Source organism: Ruegeria sp. BE3 (genome assembly GCF_056538865.1).
In genome coordinates, this window is the sequence record NZ_JBQFTW010000002.1 from 170,462 (window position 1) to 186,963 (window position 16,502).

The following is a 16,502-nucleotide window of genomic DNA, read 5'->3' on the forward strand; positions in this document are numbered from 1 at the left end:
TTGGAGAGTACATCGTAAGATTTGATGCGCTCTGTCGACTTTCGTTCAAGACACGACGATAGCTCGGTATTCCTTATACACTTTGCTCTGCGAGCAGATGCAATAGCGATTTTGCCGACGGACCATTCGTTCCAGTTCCACCGCCAGTTTTTCCTCCTGCACCTTGGCTTCACGAAGCTCGCCTTCGAGTTCAGCCACTCTTGCCTTTTCGCTTTTTTGGGTGCGCTCATAGAAGGCGATAAGTTCGAGGAAAAGGGCGGTTTTACGTATCGGTTGGTGCTTCGACCTCGCCGATATCAAGCGAAAAGAACCCCCGCCTGAGACCGTGGTCCGCCGCATAAGCTAGTCATGAATAGGGCAGGTGAACCCATAGTGCTTTTGCTACGGGAACGGGTAATCACGTCTCGGCGACCTGCGGATATCTGGAAATCAAGGGCACAAATTCCAAGATTCTGCTTCGAGCACGTCTGCGTCCAGCAATTAGGGGCACCGTGATAGCTGGATTAGCTGAGTGCGTCGTCTAAATTTGGAAGGCTACCTTCGCGAAGCTCCATAATGCGGCGGCTGATGTCGACCGCGAAGACAACCATGCACCCGGCAACCGGTGTTCAGAGTGCAAGAACACCTGATCTAAGCCGTGCGATTTGACAACACATTAAGAACTGTGTGTCACTCGCGAGTTTTGGGTGTTCTGCTAGTAGATCGAAGGCGTCAGCCCCGATTGAAACCAACTAACGAGTGAGACCATTGAATAGACCGGCAAGCCTGTCGCCTGCAGAATGTCCGCCGCATATGGGGACATATTCGTGCATTCCAGAACAATAGCTCCAAGCTCTGGATAGTTCGACTGAAGTACAAGGGCTGCTTCAACGTTGTCCGCGCGGGCTTTCTCGATATCCAGTGCCATCTCATTATCGAGTATGGCTCGCGTAAACTCGCGGCCCCCTTCTGTGGTGCCGATGGGTGTGTCCGGAGGTACCTGTGCAGCCTGTAGGTGATCCTTGGTGAGGGTCGAGGCCGATATCGTCAAAACCCCGGCGCGCTTGCCCGCTGGAAGCGTGCGGTTCACCATGTCGACCTGCATCAGCGAGGACGTAACGACCGGGACCGGGACGGCCTCGGAAAGCTCCTTTTGAAACAGTGACAGAAATCCGCAATTGGTGGTGATACCATCCACTCCATCTTTGACCAGATCCTGCGCAGCTTCGATGAAGGCGTCTAGCATACCTTCGGCCTTGTGCCGGACAACCCGGTCGGGTGAGGCATCGCGGACAATGCGATAGAGTACCGGAAATGGCCAGGTCAGCGCATTACCCATATCGCCGGGGATACGAGGAAACTGTGCATCCAGCATGAGGATTCCGACAGAAGCGCCGTAGATGGATTTACCGCCTTGAGCGATCATGCTTCTGCCTCCTCGATGATGCGGGTCGAAATGACGTCGGATCCTTCCATATAGATGCTGGAAATCCCTTGCCGCACCGCCTCTTGTACCTGATCCATTCGCTTAGTGATATGAGCGCCTAAAATGCGTGCGGCGTCGTTTTCGTTGCGGTCCAGAAGTGCTTTCATCACCTCCTTATGTTCGTCTTTCGAACGATGAAGACGGTCCATGCTCATTGAGATCCAGCGGATATAGCGGATGCGTTCATTGATCCGGATCAGCGTCTGCAGAAGCTCTGCGTTGCCGGACAATCTGGCGATCTCCAAATGGAATGCCTCATCCCGGTTCACGGCTTCCTCGACGGTCAGGCCGGTGATGTCGATCCCCGTCGCGTAGAGTTCCTCGCGTAGCGACTGGAGCTCATCATCTGTTGCCTTGTTACATGCGGTACGGACGGCGGCGACCTCAATAATCTGCCGCAGTTCGAACAGGTCAAACACACTTTGCGCATCAAGCGGGCGGCAGAAAAAACCCTGACCAGGACGGAAATCGAACAATCGTTCAGCTACGAGCCGGTTCAGAGCCTCACGCAGAGGCGTGCGGCTGACGCCCAGCTCTTTCGACAGGGCCACTTCGTTCAGGCGGTCCCCTGGGCGTAGACGGAAAGAGACCGCCATCGCTTTGACCTGATCATAGATGTCATCGACGCGTGGACCCGCCATATTTTCCGTCCTTTCGGTTGCGGTCCACTGGTGGCACAAGCGGTTCTTGAAATCAATATACAAAACTGTATACAGAATTGTGTGCAATCTTGATCCAAAGGAATCGCAAGCCATGACGGGGACGAATTATCTCACTGGGGCTGAGGCAATGGTACGCATGTTAGAGGCGCATGGCGTGAAGCATATGTTTGGTCTGTGCGGCGATACCACGCTACCATTCTATGATGCGATGGCGCGGATGGATCACGGCATTCAGCATATTCTGACGCGCGACGAACGGCATGCAGCCTATATGGCGGATGGATATGCGCGCGTGACCGGCAAGCCCGGCGTCTGCGAAGGACCTTCAGGAGGCGGGGCAACCTATATCTTGCCCGGCGTTGTCGAAGCCAACGAAAGCTCGGTGCCGATCCTGGCAATCACTTCGGATGTGGCAACAACAAGCCGGGGGAAGTATCCGTTAACCGAGCTGGATCAGTCTGGATTGTTCCGACCTCTTGCCAAGTGGAACGCCTCATTGGACGATGCGACGCGGTTGCCCGCGATGGTTCGTGCAGCGTTCCGGGCGATGACCACCGGAACCCCCGGTGCGACACATCTGGCTCTTCCGTTCGATACGCAAAAAGGCCAGGTGGATGAGGCTGAGATTTGGGCGGACGAACGGCATCAAAGTTATCCAGCAGAGCGCGCAGGACCTGATCAGGATGCAGTCGAAGCAGCTGCCGAGATACTGGTCAAAGCAAAGTCTGCAGTTGCTGTTTGTGGTGGCGGGCCGGTTCTGTCTGGTGCGGAAGGTGCGCTGAGCCGCGTTGCCGATCTGTTGGATATGCCAGTCGCCACAACGGTTTCCGGGCAGGGCTCCATCGCCGAGTCCGACCCGCTGGCTTTGGGTGTTGTCGGGTCGAACGGGGGCGTGCCAGCGACCCGGTCCGTGATCGATCAGGCAGACGTGGTTCTATTCATTGGTTGTCGTGCCGGATCAGTCACCACAGAACGTTGGAGAAGTCCGGGCCGCAACGCCATCATTATCCATATCGACAGCGACCCGATGGTGATCGGGGCGAATTATCAGACCGAGGTGGCTATCTGCGCCGATGCCCGCCTGGCGCTTGAGGCTTTGGCTACCGCATTGGAGACGCGGCAGGACCTCCCCAGCCTTGGCGGTGCCGAGAAGGCGCGCGCCGCGTGGGAGGCCAAGATGGCGGCGTTCGCTCCGCTCGCCGCGAGCCGTGAAACGCCGATCCGCCCCGAGGCCGTCATGGCCTCACTTATGGATATTCTCGATGATGATGCGATTGTGGTCGCCGATCCCGGCACACCTTGTCCCTATTTCAGCGCGCATTACCGCTGGCGCAAACCGGGGCGACATTTCATTACTAACCGGGCGCATGGGGCGTTGGGGTATTCGCTGGGTGCAGCGATGGGCGCGCATGTAGGGCGGCCATCCGTCAAGACTCTGTCTGTTATGGGCGACGGGTCGTTCGGATTCACATGCGGCGAGTTCGAAACCATGGTGCGGCACAATATGCCGATCACCTCAATCGTGTTCTCGAATTCGGTCTTTGGCTGGATCAAGGCCGGGCAGGATTCCGGGTTCGGCCAACGGTACTATAACGTCGATTTCAATCGCACGGATCATGCGGCGGTGGCATCGGCCTTTGGCGTGAAGTCATGGACGGTCAAAGACCCCGAGGAACTGGCCGGGGTTCTAAAACAGGCAATCGAACATGATGGCCCTACGCTGGTCGACATCCATTCGCAGCAACTTCACGAGGCGGCGGCGCCTGTTTCCGAATGGGTGGCATAAGAGGCGATTGACGGGGTCAGTTGAGCCAGAAACGCTTGTGCGATGGTCGACAGTGGGCGGCCCTTAGCCGTGATGATGGCAAGGTCCAGCATCACAGCGGGGCGGAATGGACGGGTTTGATACCCGCTCTCTCCGTCAAACGTGACCGTAAAGGGATCGATCATTGCAACGCCCATACCTTGTTTGACGAAACTCAGCAGGTTTTCGGACAGGTGCGTATGGATCTGCGTCCGCCATGTGTGCCCGGCGGTCTGGAAAATGTCTCGTGTCCGACGATGGGTCTGATGCTCAGGCCCCATCACAATGAAGGGCTCGTTCTCGAGAATTTCTGGTGTCAGAACGTCATGTTTCGCCAACGGGCTATCTTCGGGGAAGGTTGCAAGTGTTTCGAACTGAAACACCTGATAATTTAGTGTGTCGTGCAGGATTGGCATCTCGACAATGCCGATCTCGAAAAGGCCCGAGATCACCCATTCCTGAATCTTGGATGAATATTGTGACTGAAAACTGACTGACAGGTTCGGGCGGCTCTTGGCGAAGCGTGCGATCTCGCGTGGTATGAAACCGAACGAGAGCAAATGAGGTGCCGCAACCTGCAACTGACCGGGATGCTTATTCTGCAAATCCGTTACAGCCTGCGCCACATGATCCAGCCCACGTACGACCGTATCAACCTCGCGATAGAGTAATTCGGCCTCGGGGGTCGGCAGCAAACGCCCCTTGTTGCGTTCAAACAGAGGCAATCGAGCCTCGCGTTCCAACTGCGCAAGTAGATTGCTGATCCCCGGTTGTGAGATCCCCAGAACCGAGGCCGCGCCGGTGACGGTCCCGGTTTCCATGATGGCGTGGAAGGCTTGCAACTGACGAAATCGTAGGGACATCGTATAGTATCATTTTTTCTGATGTACTCGCAAAGATATAGTATTTGAAATGATATGCTGGTCAAGGCAGGCTTCCTTTCATCAACAGGGGATGAAATGAGCAATCTGGACCAGGAAATCATCGGGTTCGATCTGTGGCACCTGAAACTGCCGGTCACGTCGCGGCGGGATCATGGCATCGGCGCTGTGGAAGGAGCTTGCGAGGTTGTCGTTTTGCGGCTGCGCGCTGAGGACGGGACCGAAGGGTTCGGAGAAGCGTCACCCTGGTCGGTGTTCACCGGCACACCTGAAGCCACCTATGCTGCACTTGATCGCTATCTGCGTCCGCTCGTGATGGGGGCAAAGATTGGTGATCGCTCGGCAATCATGGCGCGTGCGGCCTTTGCTGTAGCTCACTGTACTGAAGCCAAGGCAGCGCTGGAAACCGCTCTGCTCGATCTTGCTGGTCGGGTCAGTGGGGTTCCGGTCTGGTCGCTTCTGGGGGGTAGGTGCCGTGAAACCATTCCGCTCAGTTGCTCAATCGCCAACCCTGATTTTGCACAGGATATCGAGCTGCTGGCGCGTTTGCAGGAGGATGGTGTTCGGATCGTCAAGCTCAAGACCGGGTTCAAGGATCATGCCTTTGACATCATGCGGCTCGAATACCTAATGCAAAATCATCCGGAGTTTGCAGTGCGGGTAGACTATAACCAAGGCCTGAGCATCGAAGAAGCTCCGGCGCAAGTGCGTGACGTGGCTCAGTTCAGTCCGGATTTCATCGAACAGCCCGTGCGGGCACATCATTTTGGAATGATGGCAAAGCTGCGACAGATGATCGACGTGCCGTTACTGGCTGATGAAAGCGTCTTTGGACCCGAAGATATGGAGCGCGCTGCGCGCGAGGGGATTTGCGACGGCGTGTCAGTAAAAATCATGAAATCGGGAGGTCAATCGCGTGGGCAAACGGTCGCCCGCATTGCGGCAGCGCATGGCCTGGCAGCCTACGGTGGAGACATGTTCGAGGCGGGCCTGGCGCATCTGGCTGGGACCCACATGATCGCCGCAACACCAGAGATCACCCTTGGATGTGAATTTTACCAGGCGTCCTATTTCTTGAAAGAAGACATCCTCGAGGACCCATTCAAAATTCGTGCAGGCCAAGTTGTCGTCCCCTCTGGCCCAGGTCTGGGTGGCAGACCCGACGTGGCGAAGTTGGACCATTATGCTGTGGCTAAGGCGGTGGCGGCATGAGTGAAAGGAAGACCATAGCCATTGTCGGCGCAGGTATTGTAGGCGTTTCGGCAGCCGTGTGGCTGCAACGAGACGGTCATGATGTCATCTTGATCGACAGGGCCGGGCCGGGTGAAGGAACCTCGCACGGCAATGGGGGTGTTCTGGCGTCCTGTTCTATTGTGCCTGTGACGGTTCCGGGCCTGATCGGCAAAGCCCCGAAGATGTTGCTGAGCCCCTCGCAGCCATTGTTCCTGAAATGGGGCTATTTACCAAAACTGCTCCCGTGGTTGAGGCAATATCTTGGTCACGCCAATGCCGACGATGTTGCGCGGATTGCAGCCGCCCTTACACCTATCGTCGGCGACAGTCTGAACGATCACAAAGCCCTGGCGGCTGGCACGGGAGCTGAAAAGTGGATCGTTCCGTCTGATTACCTGTTTCTCTACAATGATCGGTCGCATTTCGAAGGAGATGCCTTTGGCTGGAACATACGACGCAAGCACGGGTTTCAGTGGGAGGAATTGGAAGGTAAGGCATTCCACGATTATGATCCGGTGTTCAGCGAAGATATTGGTTTTGCCGCCAAACTGTCCGATCACGGTCACATCACAGACCCCGGACGATATGTAAAAGACCTCGCCGCGTGTGTTGAATCTAAAGGCGGTCGAATTATCCGCGCCCGTGTTGAGGACGTCGTGCGCGAAGATGGCCGGGTTATTGGCGTGCGTGCGGACGGCGACATTATCCCTTGCGACACGGCCATTGTGACAGCGGGTGTATGGTCTGGGCCTCTGGCGAAACGGTTGGGCATTTCTGTTCCGCTTGAAAGCGAACGTGGCTATCATCTTGAATTGGTGGACCCTTCTGCGATGCCGCGCAGCCCTGTCATGGTGGCATCCGGCAAATTTGTTGCCACACCCATGGACGGGCGCATACGGTTGGCGGGTATTGTAGAATTTGGTGGGCTGGACGCCCCACCCTCGCGCGCGCCGTTTGAATTGATGCGCAAAAATGCCCGAGCTGCTTTTCCGGGCGTGACATGGAAGGAGGAAGTGGAATGGATGGGGCACAGGCCCGCCCCGGCTGACTCGATCCCCATCATCGGCGATGTTCCGGGGATTAACGGCGCGTATATGGGCTTTGGTCATCACCATATCGGTCTGACAGGCGGACCCAAGACGGGGCGTCTGTTGGCGCAGATGATCGTGGGCAGAACCCCAAATACGGATATGAGCGTCTACGCGCCTTCACGTTTTGGAACATAAGAATAGGTCGATGCCCAACATTGGCCTCTCAGAATTCAATAGGGAGAATATGATGAAAAAACTGACAAACCTTCTAGCAGCAACCGCTCTGACCGCCGCCTCCGCAGCGCCCGCGCTGGCCGAGAAATGGGACATGCCGATGGCTTATTCGGCTTCCAATTTCCACTCGGCCACCGGTGCGGAATTCGCCAAATGTGTAACCACAGGTACAGGTGGCGAGATCGAGATCGTCACGCACCCGTCAGGATCACTGTTCAAAGGTGCTGACATCAAACGTGCAATCCAGACCGGGCAGGCGCCGATTGGTGAGCGTTTGCTTTCGGGGCACCAAAACGAAAACGCGTTGTTCGGCTTTGATTCGATCCCGTTCCTGGCCACCTCGTTTGACGACAGTGCCAAGCTTTGGGAAGCGGCGAAGCCGTCGATCGAGAGCCTGCTGGCCGAACAGAACCTGACGCTGCTTTATGCTGTTCCTTGGCCACCGCAGGGACTGTACTTCAAGAACGAAGTCAACTCGGTTGCCGAAATGGAAGGTATCAAGTTCCGGTCCTACAATAATGCCACCTCAAGGCTGGCCGAGTTGACGGGTATGCTGCCGGTGACCGTCGAAGCGGCTGAGATCAGCCAGGCATTCGCAACCGGTGTCGCTGATGCAATGGTGTCGTCTGGTTCCACGGGCTACGACCGTAAAGTCTGGGAAAGCCTGAATTATTTCTACGAAGTCGACGCCTGGTTGCCCCGCAACTACGTAATGGTGAATTCTGATGTCTGGTCCGGAGTTTCCGACGCGAACAAGAACGTCATCAAGGCTTGTGCCGAACTGGCCGAATATGCCGGAAACTGGCGTGCCAAGGAATATACCGGCTTCACCCTGCAAGGCCTGCGGGATGGCGGTATGACTGTTGGTCCGGCATCTGATCAGATGGTTCAGGAATTGAAAGAGATCGGCGTCACCATGACCAATGAATGGCTGGAAGCTGCCGGAGACGAAGGCAAGGCCATCGTCGACACCTTCAATTCATCGCAATAACCGCGCTTGCGGGCGGTGTATTATTCGCCGCCCGCGATTCATTCAATCATAACAAACGGGGACGGTATGGCGGTATTGCGAGGGCTTCGGTCCGTACTGGATTTCATCTATCTTGCAGCAGGGGTTATGGCGGCGCTCAGCCTGATTGCCATTTTGCTGCTGATTGTCGTGCAGATGCTGGCCCGTTGGACCGGAGAGGTTTTTCCCGGCGCGCCTGACTATGCCGGGTATGCAATGGCCGCTGCCTCGTTCCTTGCCTTTGCCAATGCGCTAAACCGGGGCAGTCACATCCGCGTATCGATCCTGCTGAACGCAGTTCCGGAAGGTGTGCGTCGCATCCTGGAAATCTGGTGTTTTGCCGTCGGCTCTGCCGTCATGTGGTATTTTTGCTGGTACGCCTACCGCTTTGTCTACTGGAGCTGGAAGTTCAACGATATCAGCCAAGGGCAGGACAAAACCGCCCTTTGGATTCCGCAATCCACTATGCTGATTGGCGCCGTGATCCTCGCTATCGCTCTGACCGATCACCTCATCCACGTCGTCTTCAAGGGTGATCACCGCATCGTCCGCGATCTGGCTGATCAGAGCCACGGGGAATAGGGAATAAGAGCATGGAAAACCTGTCTGTCATCATCCTCTTTCTCTTTGTTCTCTTTACGCTTCTGGGCACCGGTATTTGGGTCGGACTGGCCCTGATGGGCGTTGCCTGGGTCGGGATGGAGTTGTTCACGACCCGCCCCGTGGGCGACGTGATGATCACCACCATCTGGTCTGCGTCTTCGTCCTGGACCCTGACGGCGCTGCCCATGTTCATCTGGATGGGTGAAATTCTCTATCGAACGCGATTATCCGAGGACATGTTTAAAGGCTTGTCGCCATGGATGGCTCCGCTTCCCGGAGGGCTGGTGCATACGAACATCGTCGGCTGCACCGTATTTGCAGCCGTCTCGGGCTCGTCTGCGGCCACATTGACCACCGTCGGTAAGATGTCGATCCCGGAGTTGCGCAGGCGCAACTACCCCGAGCGGATGATTATCGGGACTTTGACCGGAGCGGCGACGCTGGGCCTGATGATCCCGCCATCGCTGACGTTGATCGTCTATGGCGTGACGATCAATGAATCGATCACCAAGCTGTTCTTTGCGGGCATTCTGCCGGGCCTCGTGCTCGCTGCGATGTTCATGGGGTATGTCGCAATTTACTCGAAGCTGGGCAAAGACTGGAATCCGAACCAAGAGGGTAAGCTGTCCTTCTCCGAAAAGATTAAGAACTCGCGTTTTCTGCTCCCTGTAATCCTGCTGATCGTGGTGGTCATCGGCTCGATGTATCTGGGCTATGCCACTGCGACGGAGGCTGCAGCGTTCGGCGTGATCGGGGGGTTGCTGCTGGCCGCAGGGCAGGGGTCGCTCAACTGGAAGACCTTCACCGAGAGCTTAATGGGTGCCACGCGCACCAGCGCGATGATCGCGCTGATCCTTGCAGGCGCGGCCTTCCTGTCGCTTTCGATGGGTTTCACTGGCCTGCCTCGTGGTCTGGCGGACTTGATCGCAGGTTGGGAGTTGACCCGATTCGAGCTGCTGATGGTTTTGTTGGTATTCTACATCATTCTGGGTTGCTTTCTTGACGGTATTTCTTCCGTCGTGCTGACCATGGCGGTGGTCGAGCCAATGATCCGCGACGCCGGAATTGATCTGATCTGGTTTGGCATCTTTATCGTGGTCGTCGTCGAAATGGCGCAGATCACACCGCCGATTGGCTTCAACCTGTTTGTGATGCAGGGGATGACTAATCATGAAATGAGCTACATCGCCCGCGCTGCGATTCCGATGTTCCTGATCATGGTGCTGATGGTCTTCCTCCTGATCTGGTTCCCTGAACTCGCCACATGGCTGCCCGAGAACCTGCGAGGGACCCCGGGCGGGTAGGGCAGCGCAGTGAACCCGCTGCTCTGGGCGGCGCGCAACGGCCCCTATGTTCTGGTCCTGGGGCTGGCTGCGGGGTTACTGCTGCCAGCTCTGGCCGAGCCGATGCGCCCACTATTGCCGCCGCTTGTGGTCCTGTTGCTGTTCTTGACCATTCTACGGATGGAGCCAGTGGCCATCTTGGGATCTCTGACCGATCTGGGTCGGGTCCTGATAGCGGTGATCGGTTTTCAGGTTCTTACGCCGCTGATCGTTGTCTCAATCGGATTTGCAGGTGGATGGACGGGTACGGCGGTCGTTCTGTCTCTGCTGATCATGACTGCGGCACCTTCGATCTCGGGCAGCCCGAACCTCTGCATGATGATGGGATATCCCGCTGAGCACGCAATGCGCCTGGTCGTGGTTGGGACGGCTTTGCTACCTTTTACCGCTCTGCCGATCTTCTGGCTGATGCCCGAGCTTGGAGATATTGGGGAAGTCCTGAAAGCTGTATTTCGCCTGTTTCTTACGATTTCTGGCGTTACACTTGTCGCCGTCTTGCTGCGTCAGAAAATGTTGCCGCGCCCATCTAAAGCAACACTACTGCAGCTTGAGGGCGGTGCCACGATCACCTTGGCCGTGTTTGTTATAGGATTGATGCCATCGGTCAGCGCGGCGGCTCTGATTGATCCGTGGCTGGCCGTGTTCTGGATCGCTTTCGCCTGTCTGATGAATTTTGGCGCGCAGATTGCCACCTTCCAACTGACTCGCAAGCGCTGGGCGTCGGCGGAGGCGACTGCGGTGTCGCTGATCGCGGGCAATCGCAACATCGCGCTGTTCTTTGTCGCTTTGCCACCCGAGGTCACCGCGCCGATCATGGTGTTCATTGGCGCGTATCAGATACCGATGTACCTGACGCCTTTGGTCATGCGCCGGATGTATTCCGGGTGATCGACCTACGTGTGTTCCATAGATATTTGCTTTAGCTTAACAGAGCGGCTGGTTAATAAGTGATATTAAGAGCTTATGTCATGCTGACAAATAGCGGATTCAGAGGCGGATCGAGGTGATATCTACGAAGCCAAGGAAGCTTTCGGCTGTCTCGTTATAGCGAGTTGCCACACGCCGCGCATTCTTCAGTTTGTTAAAGCATCTCTCGACCAGGTTTCTCAGCCGGTAGAGAGGCCAATCCAACCCAACGCGCCTCTTTCGGGACTTTCGCATTGGGATCACCGGTCAAATGCTCCGGCTGTGCAGTTCGGCGCGAATGCGGTCGGCATCGAAATCTTTATCGGCTAGCTGCACGAACGGCTCCGGCAGGTTGTCGTCCATAACCCGATCAAAGCCGAGGTCGAGCGGACACAGCCGCCTTTTTACCGACCAAGGTCCGCTCTTGGTAAAAGGCTTGGCCGGGCTGCATGCTGCGCTGGATTTCGGCAGCAGAGAGCCCAAAACGCGCAATGCTGCGTCTTGCGTGAAGTTCTGCAGTTAAGATTAGGCAACGCGCAACGAAGTAGGTCTTCCAACCTCCGCCGCGATTTCGTTGAGCAGTGCGAGAGCAGTGTCACTTCGGCTCTTAGGAATAGATCTTGCGACGTAGGCAATCGCCGGAGGCTCAGGAAAGATGCCTTCCATAACCTCTAGGTCTGAAGACAAATGGAGGCCGTTCATCAGTGCTACGCCAAGCCCTGCGCGCGTTGCCGCAAGAATGCCAGAGACGCTCGGGCATTCGAGAACAGCATCGAACTGGTGCCCCATTACGGTGCCGTGTGATTGCGCCCAATGCTTGTAAAAACAGTTCTCATCGAAGGCGAGGAACGGCACAGGTGCGTCCGGTTTCAACGGTAGGTCATGTGACTTGATCCAATGCAGCCGATCCTCGTAGAGCACAATGTCGTCGCGGCGAACCTCGTCTCTCAAAACCTGAATGACTGCGATATCGATTTCGCCCGCTGACAACCAATCCGACAAAGTTAGGCTCTGACCTATCCTAGTGTTTACCTTGGTATCGGGATGCAAGCGCGTGAACCGCCCGAGAATACGTGCCACGTCTCCACCAGTCGTGTCTTCGGTCATTCCCAAACGAATGATGCCAGCCAGAGGTTTCTTGCCCAGTGCGGCCAGAGCTTCGTCATGCAAATCCATCATCCGCCGCGCATATTCTAACAAGCGCTTCCCAGCCTCCGTGAACAATGGCCCACCGGCACGTCGTGCCAACAGTTCACAATCCAACACTGTTTCAAGCCGCTTGATTTTATGACTCACCGCAGGTTGCGACAACGCCAGATGTTCAGCGGCGCGCGTAACGCCACCGTGGGCAGAAATTGCAACCAAAGCACGCAGGCCTTCGATATCGAGGCGCTCAGTCATTCGAAAATTCGATCATGTTATGACAATCATTCATTTGATGTATTGATTAGCAAAGGGCTAAGGCTGGGAAAAGTAGAAAATGGAGTTTCCCTCATGGCCCACCTTGTTGATCAAGATGTTCTCATCAACGGCACACGCATTACTCACGGCGTGCATGGACACGGAGCCCCCGTGGTTCTTCTCCACGGCACGCCTTCCTCTTCCTATATCTGGCGCAACATCCTCCCGACGTTGGTTGAGTCCGGCTACAAGGTTCACGTGTATGACATGCTCGGTTACGGGTTGTCTGAGCGCCCGCAAAACACAAGCGTCGACACATCCGTTACAGGTCAGGTGCCGATCCTTGAGGGACTGCTGGAGGCATGGGAGCTCGATGACGCCCACATTGTCGCGCACGACATAGGCGGCGGCGTCGCACAGAGATTTGGTATTCGGTCCCCCGAACGGATGCGAAGCCTGACCATGATCGACGTAGTCAGCTTCGATAGTTGGCCTTCCAAGCGCACACATAAACAGATGCAGGCAGGGCTCGATAAGCTGATCAATGCGAGTGACGCGGACCACCGCGAACACTTCCGAGATTGGCTCTACTCGACGGTCCAGAACAAGGAACGTTCGGCAGAAACGTCGATGGAGACTTACCTCGACTTCATCTGCGGCCCGGTCGGACAAGGTAGTTTCTTCCAGCATCAAGTGATGCATTATGAGCCCAAGCATACTGACGAGATAGCACCGCGATATGCCGAGCTTGGGCAAAAGCCGGTGCAACTCATTTGGGGGGCAGATGATGCGTGGCAGGTCGTTGACTGGGCGAACAGATTGCATGCGGCAATACCCGGTACAGAGCTGCATGTGTTGGAAAACTGCGGTCACTTCTCGATGGAGGATCAGCCCGAAAAAGTCTCAACGTTACTAGTCGACTTTCTCGGTCGGAATTCGTGACGTAGAAGAAATAATGCTGCCGTTCCACAAATGAGAGTGGACGGTAGCTTCGTCCGCTTGTCGGGCCACCATCCGTCTTCCAGCTTCGCTCGCGCAGCGAGTGTCTCCTTTGATGGGCTAGCCGCTGCGACGAAGCCCACCGATCAACGGCGGCTCTGGACCGCTCAGCGAGCTAACAGCACTTCAGCGCATCGCCTTTACTTCTGGAGGGAAATTGCCAGTCTTGGGGCACACGTCAGCATCAAAAGGGCCAAGCATGAACGCCAACTTGTTTTTCACCAACGTAACGGCCAACGCAATAGTGATGTTTGCACGACTGGTGACTGCGGTTCGGGCGATATGGGATGGTGTGGAACCTGTCCAATCCAAACGTGTGTATTTTGCAAACCACACCAGCAATGGCGATTTCGTTTTGATCTGGGCCGTTCTGCCGCCGTCTGTCCGTCGCCGGACCCGGCCAGTGGCGGGAAGTGACTATTGGCTGACGTCAAATCTGAAGTCCTTTATCGGCCGCGACGTGTTCAATGCGGTGCTGATTGACCGAAATCCTGAGACCCGCACGGACGATCCGATCACCCAAATGGTTGAAGCATTGGACGACGGCAACTCATTGATCCTGTTCCCAGAAGGCACCCGCAACATGAGTGACGAGCCACTTTTGCCCTTTAAAACCGGTCTCTTTCATTTGGCTACAAAACGTCCCGATGTCGATTTGGTTCCGGTATGGATCGAAAACCTCAATCAGGTGATGCCTAAAGGCGAGATTTTCCCGATCCCGCTGATCTGTACTGTGCGTTTTGGCGGAGCGCTGCGGCTGCAAACAGACGAGAGTAAGGACATGTTTTTGAAGCGAAGCCATGCCGCTCTTGTCGCCCTAAAAAACAGTGGAGACGACGCATGAGCGCGCCCTATGAATTCATCCTGCTTTTGGGCGGCGTACTTTGCGTATTGATCCTAGCATCTTTGGTGGCCTCCATCTTGAAGAAACGCGTCGGGCCCGATGACACCAATCCTGTCATCGAGAACCTGGTAGCGCGAATAAATGCCTGGTGGGCCATGGTGGTGCTTTTGGCAATTGCAATGTTCTTCGGACGTGCAGGCGCGGTAATCCTGTTTGGATTTCTGTCCTTTGCCGCAATGCGCGAATTCCTGACACTGACCGCCAAATCCCGTGCCGATCACTATTCTCTTGCCGTCGCGTTTTTCGTTGTCTTGCCGTTTCAGTACTATCTGGTCTGGATCGACTGGTACGGCCTCTATTCGATATTCATACCAGTCTACGCCTTCTTGTTCCTACCGATCATTTCTGCGCTTCGGGGCGAGACAGACAATTTCCTTACCCGCGTTTCGGAAACCCAATGGGGGCTGATGATCTGTGTGTTCGCGGCCAGTCACGTCCCAGCGCTGCTTACACTTCAAATCCCCGGCTACGAGGGCAAATCAATCCTTTTGATCGCCTTCCTGGTGGTGGTCGTCCAGGGATCGGATGTTCTGCAGTATGTTTTCGGCAAGCTGTTTGGGCGCCGCAAGATCGCACCGGTCTTGTCGCCAGCAAAGACCTGGGAGGGTTTCCTTGGCGGCGTTTTGTCATCCAGCATGCTCGGCGCCCTTCTTTGGTGGATGACACCATTTACTCTTTGGCAGGCCTTTCTAGTTTCGCTGCTGATTACCGTCATGGGTTTTTTTGGTGGCCTTGTGATGTCGGCCATCAAACGCGACAAGGGCGTCAAAGATTGGGGGCACCTGATTGCCGGCCATGGCGGCATCATAGACCGGCTCGATTCGGTTGTATTCTCGGCGCCAATCTTCTTTCACGTCGTGCGTTACTTCTGGTCGACCGTATGAGCCTTCTTCAAAACAAGGCCGTTCATGGACTTGGAGGGTTTTTGCTGATGGGAGGATGGGCCGCTTTTGCCAATCGCGCACACGAGATGCCTGCACCATTGCTCGCTGGTCTGGTTCAGGGGATTTTGACCGCCACCATCACACTCTTTCTGAAGCGGATTATTGAGAGCATCTTTCATCGCACGACTGGAGTGTTCCGGTTGGCTCTCCCACCTCTCGCCGCCTTTATGATCTCTCTTGTTTTTCTGACGGCGATACACACTTTCGCCGGCACACCTGCATTGCTGGCGACGATTTCAGTTCCACTCACCATTTCGACGCTTTATGCGTTCTTCTACACACTTGCCCTGAGCCGCCATGTCTGAACGTCGCCCAATTGCCAGTCGTGATACAAAACTTGCCGCGCGCGTTGCCCGGGCACTGGCGGAACGTGGCGTGTCGCCCAACCGTATCTCACAGTTCTCCATGGTGTTTGCGGCTCTGGCAGGTTTGGCGTTCTGGCTGTCAGGTGTAACAGACGGTTTCTTGACGGCGATCTGTCTTCTTGGCGCGGCGCTTGGCTGTCAGTTTCGGTTGCTTTGCAACCTCTTTGACGGAATGGTTGCGATTGAAGGTGGGCGCGGCGCGGCTGATGGGCCGTTCTGGAACGAAGCGCCGGACCGGGTGGCGGATGCATTTATTCTGATCGGACTTGGATTGGGAACAGGGCACCCCACTCTTGGTTGGGCCGCCGCTGCATTCGCGATCGGAACAGCTTATGTGCGCGAGCTGGGCAAGGCTCAGGGGCAAAGTGCCGATTTCAGGGGTCCCATGGCCAAGCCACAGCGCATGGCGGTCGCGACTGCGGCTGCAATCCTTTCGATCTTCGTCCCCGTGATATTAGGATGGCCCGTTCTGTACATCGCCTTGTGGATCATTGTTCTGGGTTCGGCGGTCACGGTACTTCGCCGGAGCTTTAGCATAATCGCGATCTTAAGGTCCGCATCGAACGGAACCGAATAGAGAGAGATTCGAAATTCCCGCAACATACTTTGGCTCTATTGTTACAACGAGAATCGACCTGCTAGATTACGTGCTATTTGGTGGAAATTCGTGAATGCAGCGAATGTCGGAAACGCGAGCTGCGGCTGTAATATCCCCTGG

General features: G+C 55.8%; 17 protein-coding genes and 1 pseudogene. 12 read left to right on the forward strand and 6 right to left on the reverse strand.

Going from position 1 to position 16,502, the window contains the following annotated elements; all coding sequences use genetic code 11:
- Window positions 1-45: 45 nt before the first annotated feature.
- The 3 genes from ACR0AZ_RS08215 to ACR0AZ_RS08225 form a co-directional block, all read right to left on the reverse strand.
- Window positions 46-339 carry a hypothetical protein gene (locus tag ACR0AZ_RS08215; protein WP_480471046.1) on the reverse strand — a complete coding sequence of 98 codons (294 nt, stop codon included), beginning with the start codon at window positions 337-339 and terminating at the stop codon, window positions 46-48.
- Between the two features lie 355 nt (window positions 340-694).
- On the reverse strand, window positions 695-1,405 hold the full coding sequence (locus ACR0AZ_RS08220) for an aspartate/glutamate racemase family protein (RefSeq protein WP_480471045.1): 711 nt from the start codon (window positions 1,403-1,405) through the stop codon (window positions 695-697).
- Window positions 1,402-2,106, reverse strand: coding sequence for a GntR family transcriptional regulator (locus tag ACR0AZ_RS08225; protein WP_480485015.1), 705 nt, complete (start codon window positions 2,104-2,106; stop codon window positions 1,402-1,404). Before ACR0AZ_RS08225 ends, ACR0AZ_RS08220 begins: the two co-directional genes overlap by 4 nt.
- A gap of 112 nt (window positions 2,107-2,218) precedes the next feature.
- On the opposite strand from ACR0AZ_RS08225, the gene ACR0AZ_RS08230 reads away from it, so the two are divergent.
- Window positions 2,219-3,913 carry a thiamine pyrophosphate-binding protein gene (locus tag ACR0AZ_RS08230; RefSeq protein ID WP_480485016.1) on the forward strand — a complete coding sequence of 565 codons (1,695 nt, stop codon included), beginning with the start codon at window positions 2,219-2,221 and terminating at the stop codon, window positions 3,911-3,913.
- Here the strand turns inward: ACR0AZ_RS08230 and ACR0AZ_RS08235 are convergent.
- Window positions 3,874-4,794 carry a LysR family transcriptional regulator gene (locus ACR0AZ_RS08235; protein ID WP_480471042.1) on the reverse strand — a complete coding sequence of 307 codons (921 nt, stop codon included), beginning with the start codon at window positions 4,792-4,794 and terminating at the stop codon, window positions 3,874-3,876. The genes ACR0AZ_RS08230 and ACR0AZ_RS08235 overlap by 40 nt on opposite strands.
- A gap of 96 nt (window positions 4,795-4,890) precedes the next feature.
- On the opposite strand from ACR0AZ_RS08235, the gene ACR0AZ_RS08240 reads away from it, so the two are divergent.
- The 6 genes from ACR0AZ_RS08240 to ACR0AZ_RS08265 all read left to right on the forward strand — a co-directional run bounded on the left by ACR0AZ_RS08240 (window position 4,891) and on the right by ACR0AZ_RS08265 (window position 11,153).
- Window positions 4,891-6,024: an enolase C-terminal domain-like protein gene (locus ACR0AZ_RS08240; protein WP_480667199.1), complete on the forward strand. Its 1,134-nt coding sequence runs from the start codon at window positions 4,891-4,893 to the stop codon at window positions 6,022-6,024.
- Complete coding sequence (locus tag ACR0AZ_RS08245) at window positions 6,021-7,271, forward strand: NAD(P)/FAD-dependent oxidoreductase (RefSeq protein WP_480471040.1); 1,251 nt, start codon at window positions 6,021-6,023, stop codon at window positions 7,269-7,271. Before ACR0AZ_RS08240 ends, ACR0AZ_RS08245 begins: the two co-directional genes overlap by 4 nt.
- Window positions 7,272-7,323: 52 nt before the next feature.
- Window positions 7,324-8,301 (forward strand): TRAP transporter substrate-binding protein, encoded by a 978-nt coding sequence (locus ACR0AZ_RS08250; RefSeq protein WP_480471039.1) that lies wholly within the window; start codon window positions 7,324-7,326, stop codon window positions 8,299-8,301.
- Between the two features lie 66 nt (window positions 8,302-8,367).
- On the forward strand, window positions 8,368-8,901 hold the full coding sequence (locus tag ACR0AZ_RS08255) for a TRAP transporter small permease (RefSeq protein ID WP_480471038.1): 534 nt from the start codon (window positions 8,368-8,370) through the stop codon (window positions 8,899-8,901).
- A gap of 11 nt (window positions 8,902-8,912) precedes the next feature.
- Complete coding sequence (locus tag ACR0AZ_RS08260) at window positions 8,913-10,226, forward strand: TRAP transporter large permease (RefSeq protein ID WP_480471037.1); 1,314 nt, start codon at window positions 8,913-8,915, stop codon at window positions 10,224-10,226.
- Between the two features lie 9 nt (window positions 10,227-10,235).
- Window positions 10,236-11,153 carry a hypothetical protein gene (locus tag ACR0AZ_RS08265; protein ID WP_480471036.1) on the forward strand — a complete coding sequence of 306 codons (918 nt, stop codon included), beginning with the start codon at window positions 10,236-10,238 and terminating at the stop codon, window positions 11,151-11,153.
- 99 nt (window positions 11,154-11,252) lie between these two features.
- On the opposite strand, the pseudogene ACR0AZ_RS08270 reads toward ACR0AZ_RS08265, so the two are convergent.
- Window positions 11,253-11,549: pseudogene (locus ACR0AZ_RS08270) on the reverse strand (transposase family protein); the annotation flags it as partial.
- Window positions 11,550-11,696: 147 nt separating this feature from the next.
- A complete protein-coding gene (locus ACR0AZ_RS08275) occupies window positions 11,697-12,572 on the reverse strand; it encodes a LysR family transcriptional regulator (RefSeq protein WP_480471035.1) in 876 nt (291 codons plus the stop codon).
- A 93-nt stretch (window positions 12,573-12,665) separates the two neighbouring features.
- On the opposite strand from ACR0AZ_RS08275, the gene ACR0AZ_RS08280 reads away from it, so the two are divergent.
- The 5 genes from ACR0AZ_RS08280 (at window position 12,666) to ACR0AZ_RS08300 (ending at window position 16,361) form a co-directional block, all read left to right on the forward strand.
- Window positions 12,666-13,514, forward strand: a complete 849-nt coding sequence (locus ACR0AZ_RS08280; RefSeq protein ID WP_480667200.1) for an alpha/beta fold hydrolase — start codon at window positions 12,666-12,668, stop codon at window positions 13,512-13,514.
- A gap of 256 nt (window positions 13,515-13,770) precedes the next feature.
- Window positions 13,771-14,415 (forward strand): lysophospholipid acyltransferase family protein, encoded by a 645-nt coding sequence (locus ACR0AZ_RS08285; RefSeq protein WP_480667201.1) that lies wholly within the window; start codon window positions 13,771-13,773, stop codon window positions 14,413-14,415.
- Window positions 14,412-15,359, forward strand: coding sequence for a phosphatidate cytidylyltransferase (locus ACR0AZ_RS08290; protein WP_480471033.1), 948 nt, complete (start codon window positions 14,412-14,414; stop codon window positions 15,357-15,359). The genes ACR0AZ_RS08285 and ACR0AZ_RS08290 overlap by 4 nt, the downstream gene beginning before the upstream one ends.
- Entirely contained in the window at window positions 15,356-15,724 is a 369-nt protein-coding gene (locus ACR0AZ_RS08295) for a hypothetical protein (RefSeq protein ID WP_480471032.1), read from the forward strand. The genes ACR0AZ_RS08290 and ACR0AZ_RS08295 overlap by 4 nt, the downstream gene beginning before the upstream one ends.
- On the forward strand, window positions 15,717-16,361 hold the full coding sequence (locus tag ACR0AZ_RS08300) for a CDP-alcohol phosphatidyltransferase family protein (protein WP_480471031.1): 645 nt from the start codon (window positions 15,717-15,719) through the stop codon (window positions 16,359-16,361). The genes ACR0AZ_RS08295 and ACR0AZ_RS08300 overlap by 8 nt, the downstream gene beginning before the upstream one ends.
- Window positions 16,362-16,502 lie beyond the last annotated feature (141 nt).

Coding starts and splice junctions, on each gene's coding strand:
- ACR0AZ_RS08215 (WP_480471046.1), bottom strand. CDS start 339: ATGCGGCGGACCACGGTCTCAGGCGGGGGTTCTTTTCGCTTGATATCG.
- ACR0AZ_RS08220 (WP_480471045.1), bottom strand. CDS start 1,405: ATGATCGCTCAAGGCGGTAAATCCATCTACGGCGCTTCTGTCGGAATC.
- ACR0AZ_RS08225 (WP_480485015.1), bottom strand. CDS start 2,106: ATGGCGGGTCCACGCGTCGATGACATCTATGATCAGGTCAAAGCGATG.
- ACR0AZ_RS08230 (WP_480485016.1), top strand. CDS start 2,219: ATGACGGGGACGAATTATCTCACTGGGGCTGAGGCAATGGTACGCATG.
- ACR0AZ_RS08235 (WP_480471042.1), bottom strand. CDS start 4,794: ATGTCCCTACGATTTCGTCAGTTGCAAGCCTTCCACGCCATCATGGAA.
- ACR0AZ_RS08240 (WP_480667199.1), top strand. CDS start 4,891: ATGAGCAATCTGGACCAGGAAATCATCGGGTTCGATCTGTGGCACCTG.
- ACR0AZ_RS08245 (WP_480471040.1), top strand. CDS start 6,021: ATGAGTGAAAGGAAGACCATAGCCATTGTCGGCGCAGGTATTGTAGGC.
- ACR0AZ_RS08250 (WP_480471039.1), top strand. CDS start 7,324: ATGAAAAAACTGACAAACCTTCTAGCAGCAACCGCTCTGACCGCCGCC.
- ACR0AZ_RS08255 (WP_480471038.1), top strand. CDS start 8,368: ATGGCGGTATTGCGAGGGCTTCGGTCCGTACTGGATTTCATCTATCTT.
- ACR0AZ_RS08260 (WP_480471037.1), top strand. CDS start 8,913: ATGGAAAACCTGTCTGTCATCATCCTCTTTCTCTTTGTTCTCTTTACG.
- ACR0AZ_RS08275 (WP_480471035.1), bottom strand. CDS start 12,572: ATGACTGAGCGCCTCGATATCGAAGGCCTGCGTGCTTTGGTTGCAATT.
- ACR0AZ_RS08280 (WP_480667200.1), top strand. CDS start 12,666: ATGGCCCACCTTGTTGATCAAGATGTTCTCATCAACGGCACACGCATT.
- ACR0AZ_RS08285 (WP_480667201.1), top strand. CDS start 13,771: ATGAACGCCAACTTGTTTTTCACCAACGTAACGGCCAACGCAATAGTG.
- ACR0AZ_RS08290 (WP_480471033.1), top strand. CDS start 14,412: ATGAGCGCGCCCTATGAATTCATCCTGCTTTTGGGCGGCGTACTTTGC.
- ACR0AZ_RS08295 (WP_480471032.1), top strand. CDS start 15,356: ATGAGCCTTCTTCAAAACAAGGCCGTTCATGGACTTGGAGGGTTTTTG.
- ACR0AZ_RS08300 (WP_480471031.1), top strand. CDS start 15,717: ATGTCTGAACGTCGCCCAATTGCCAGTCGTGATACAAAACTTGCCGCG.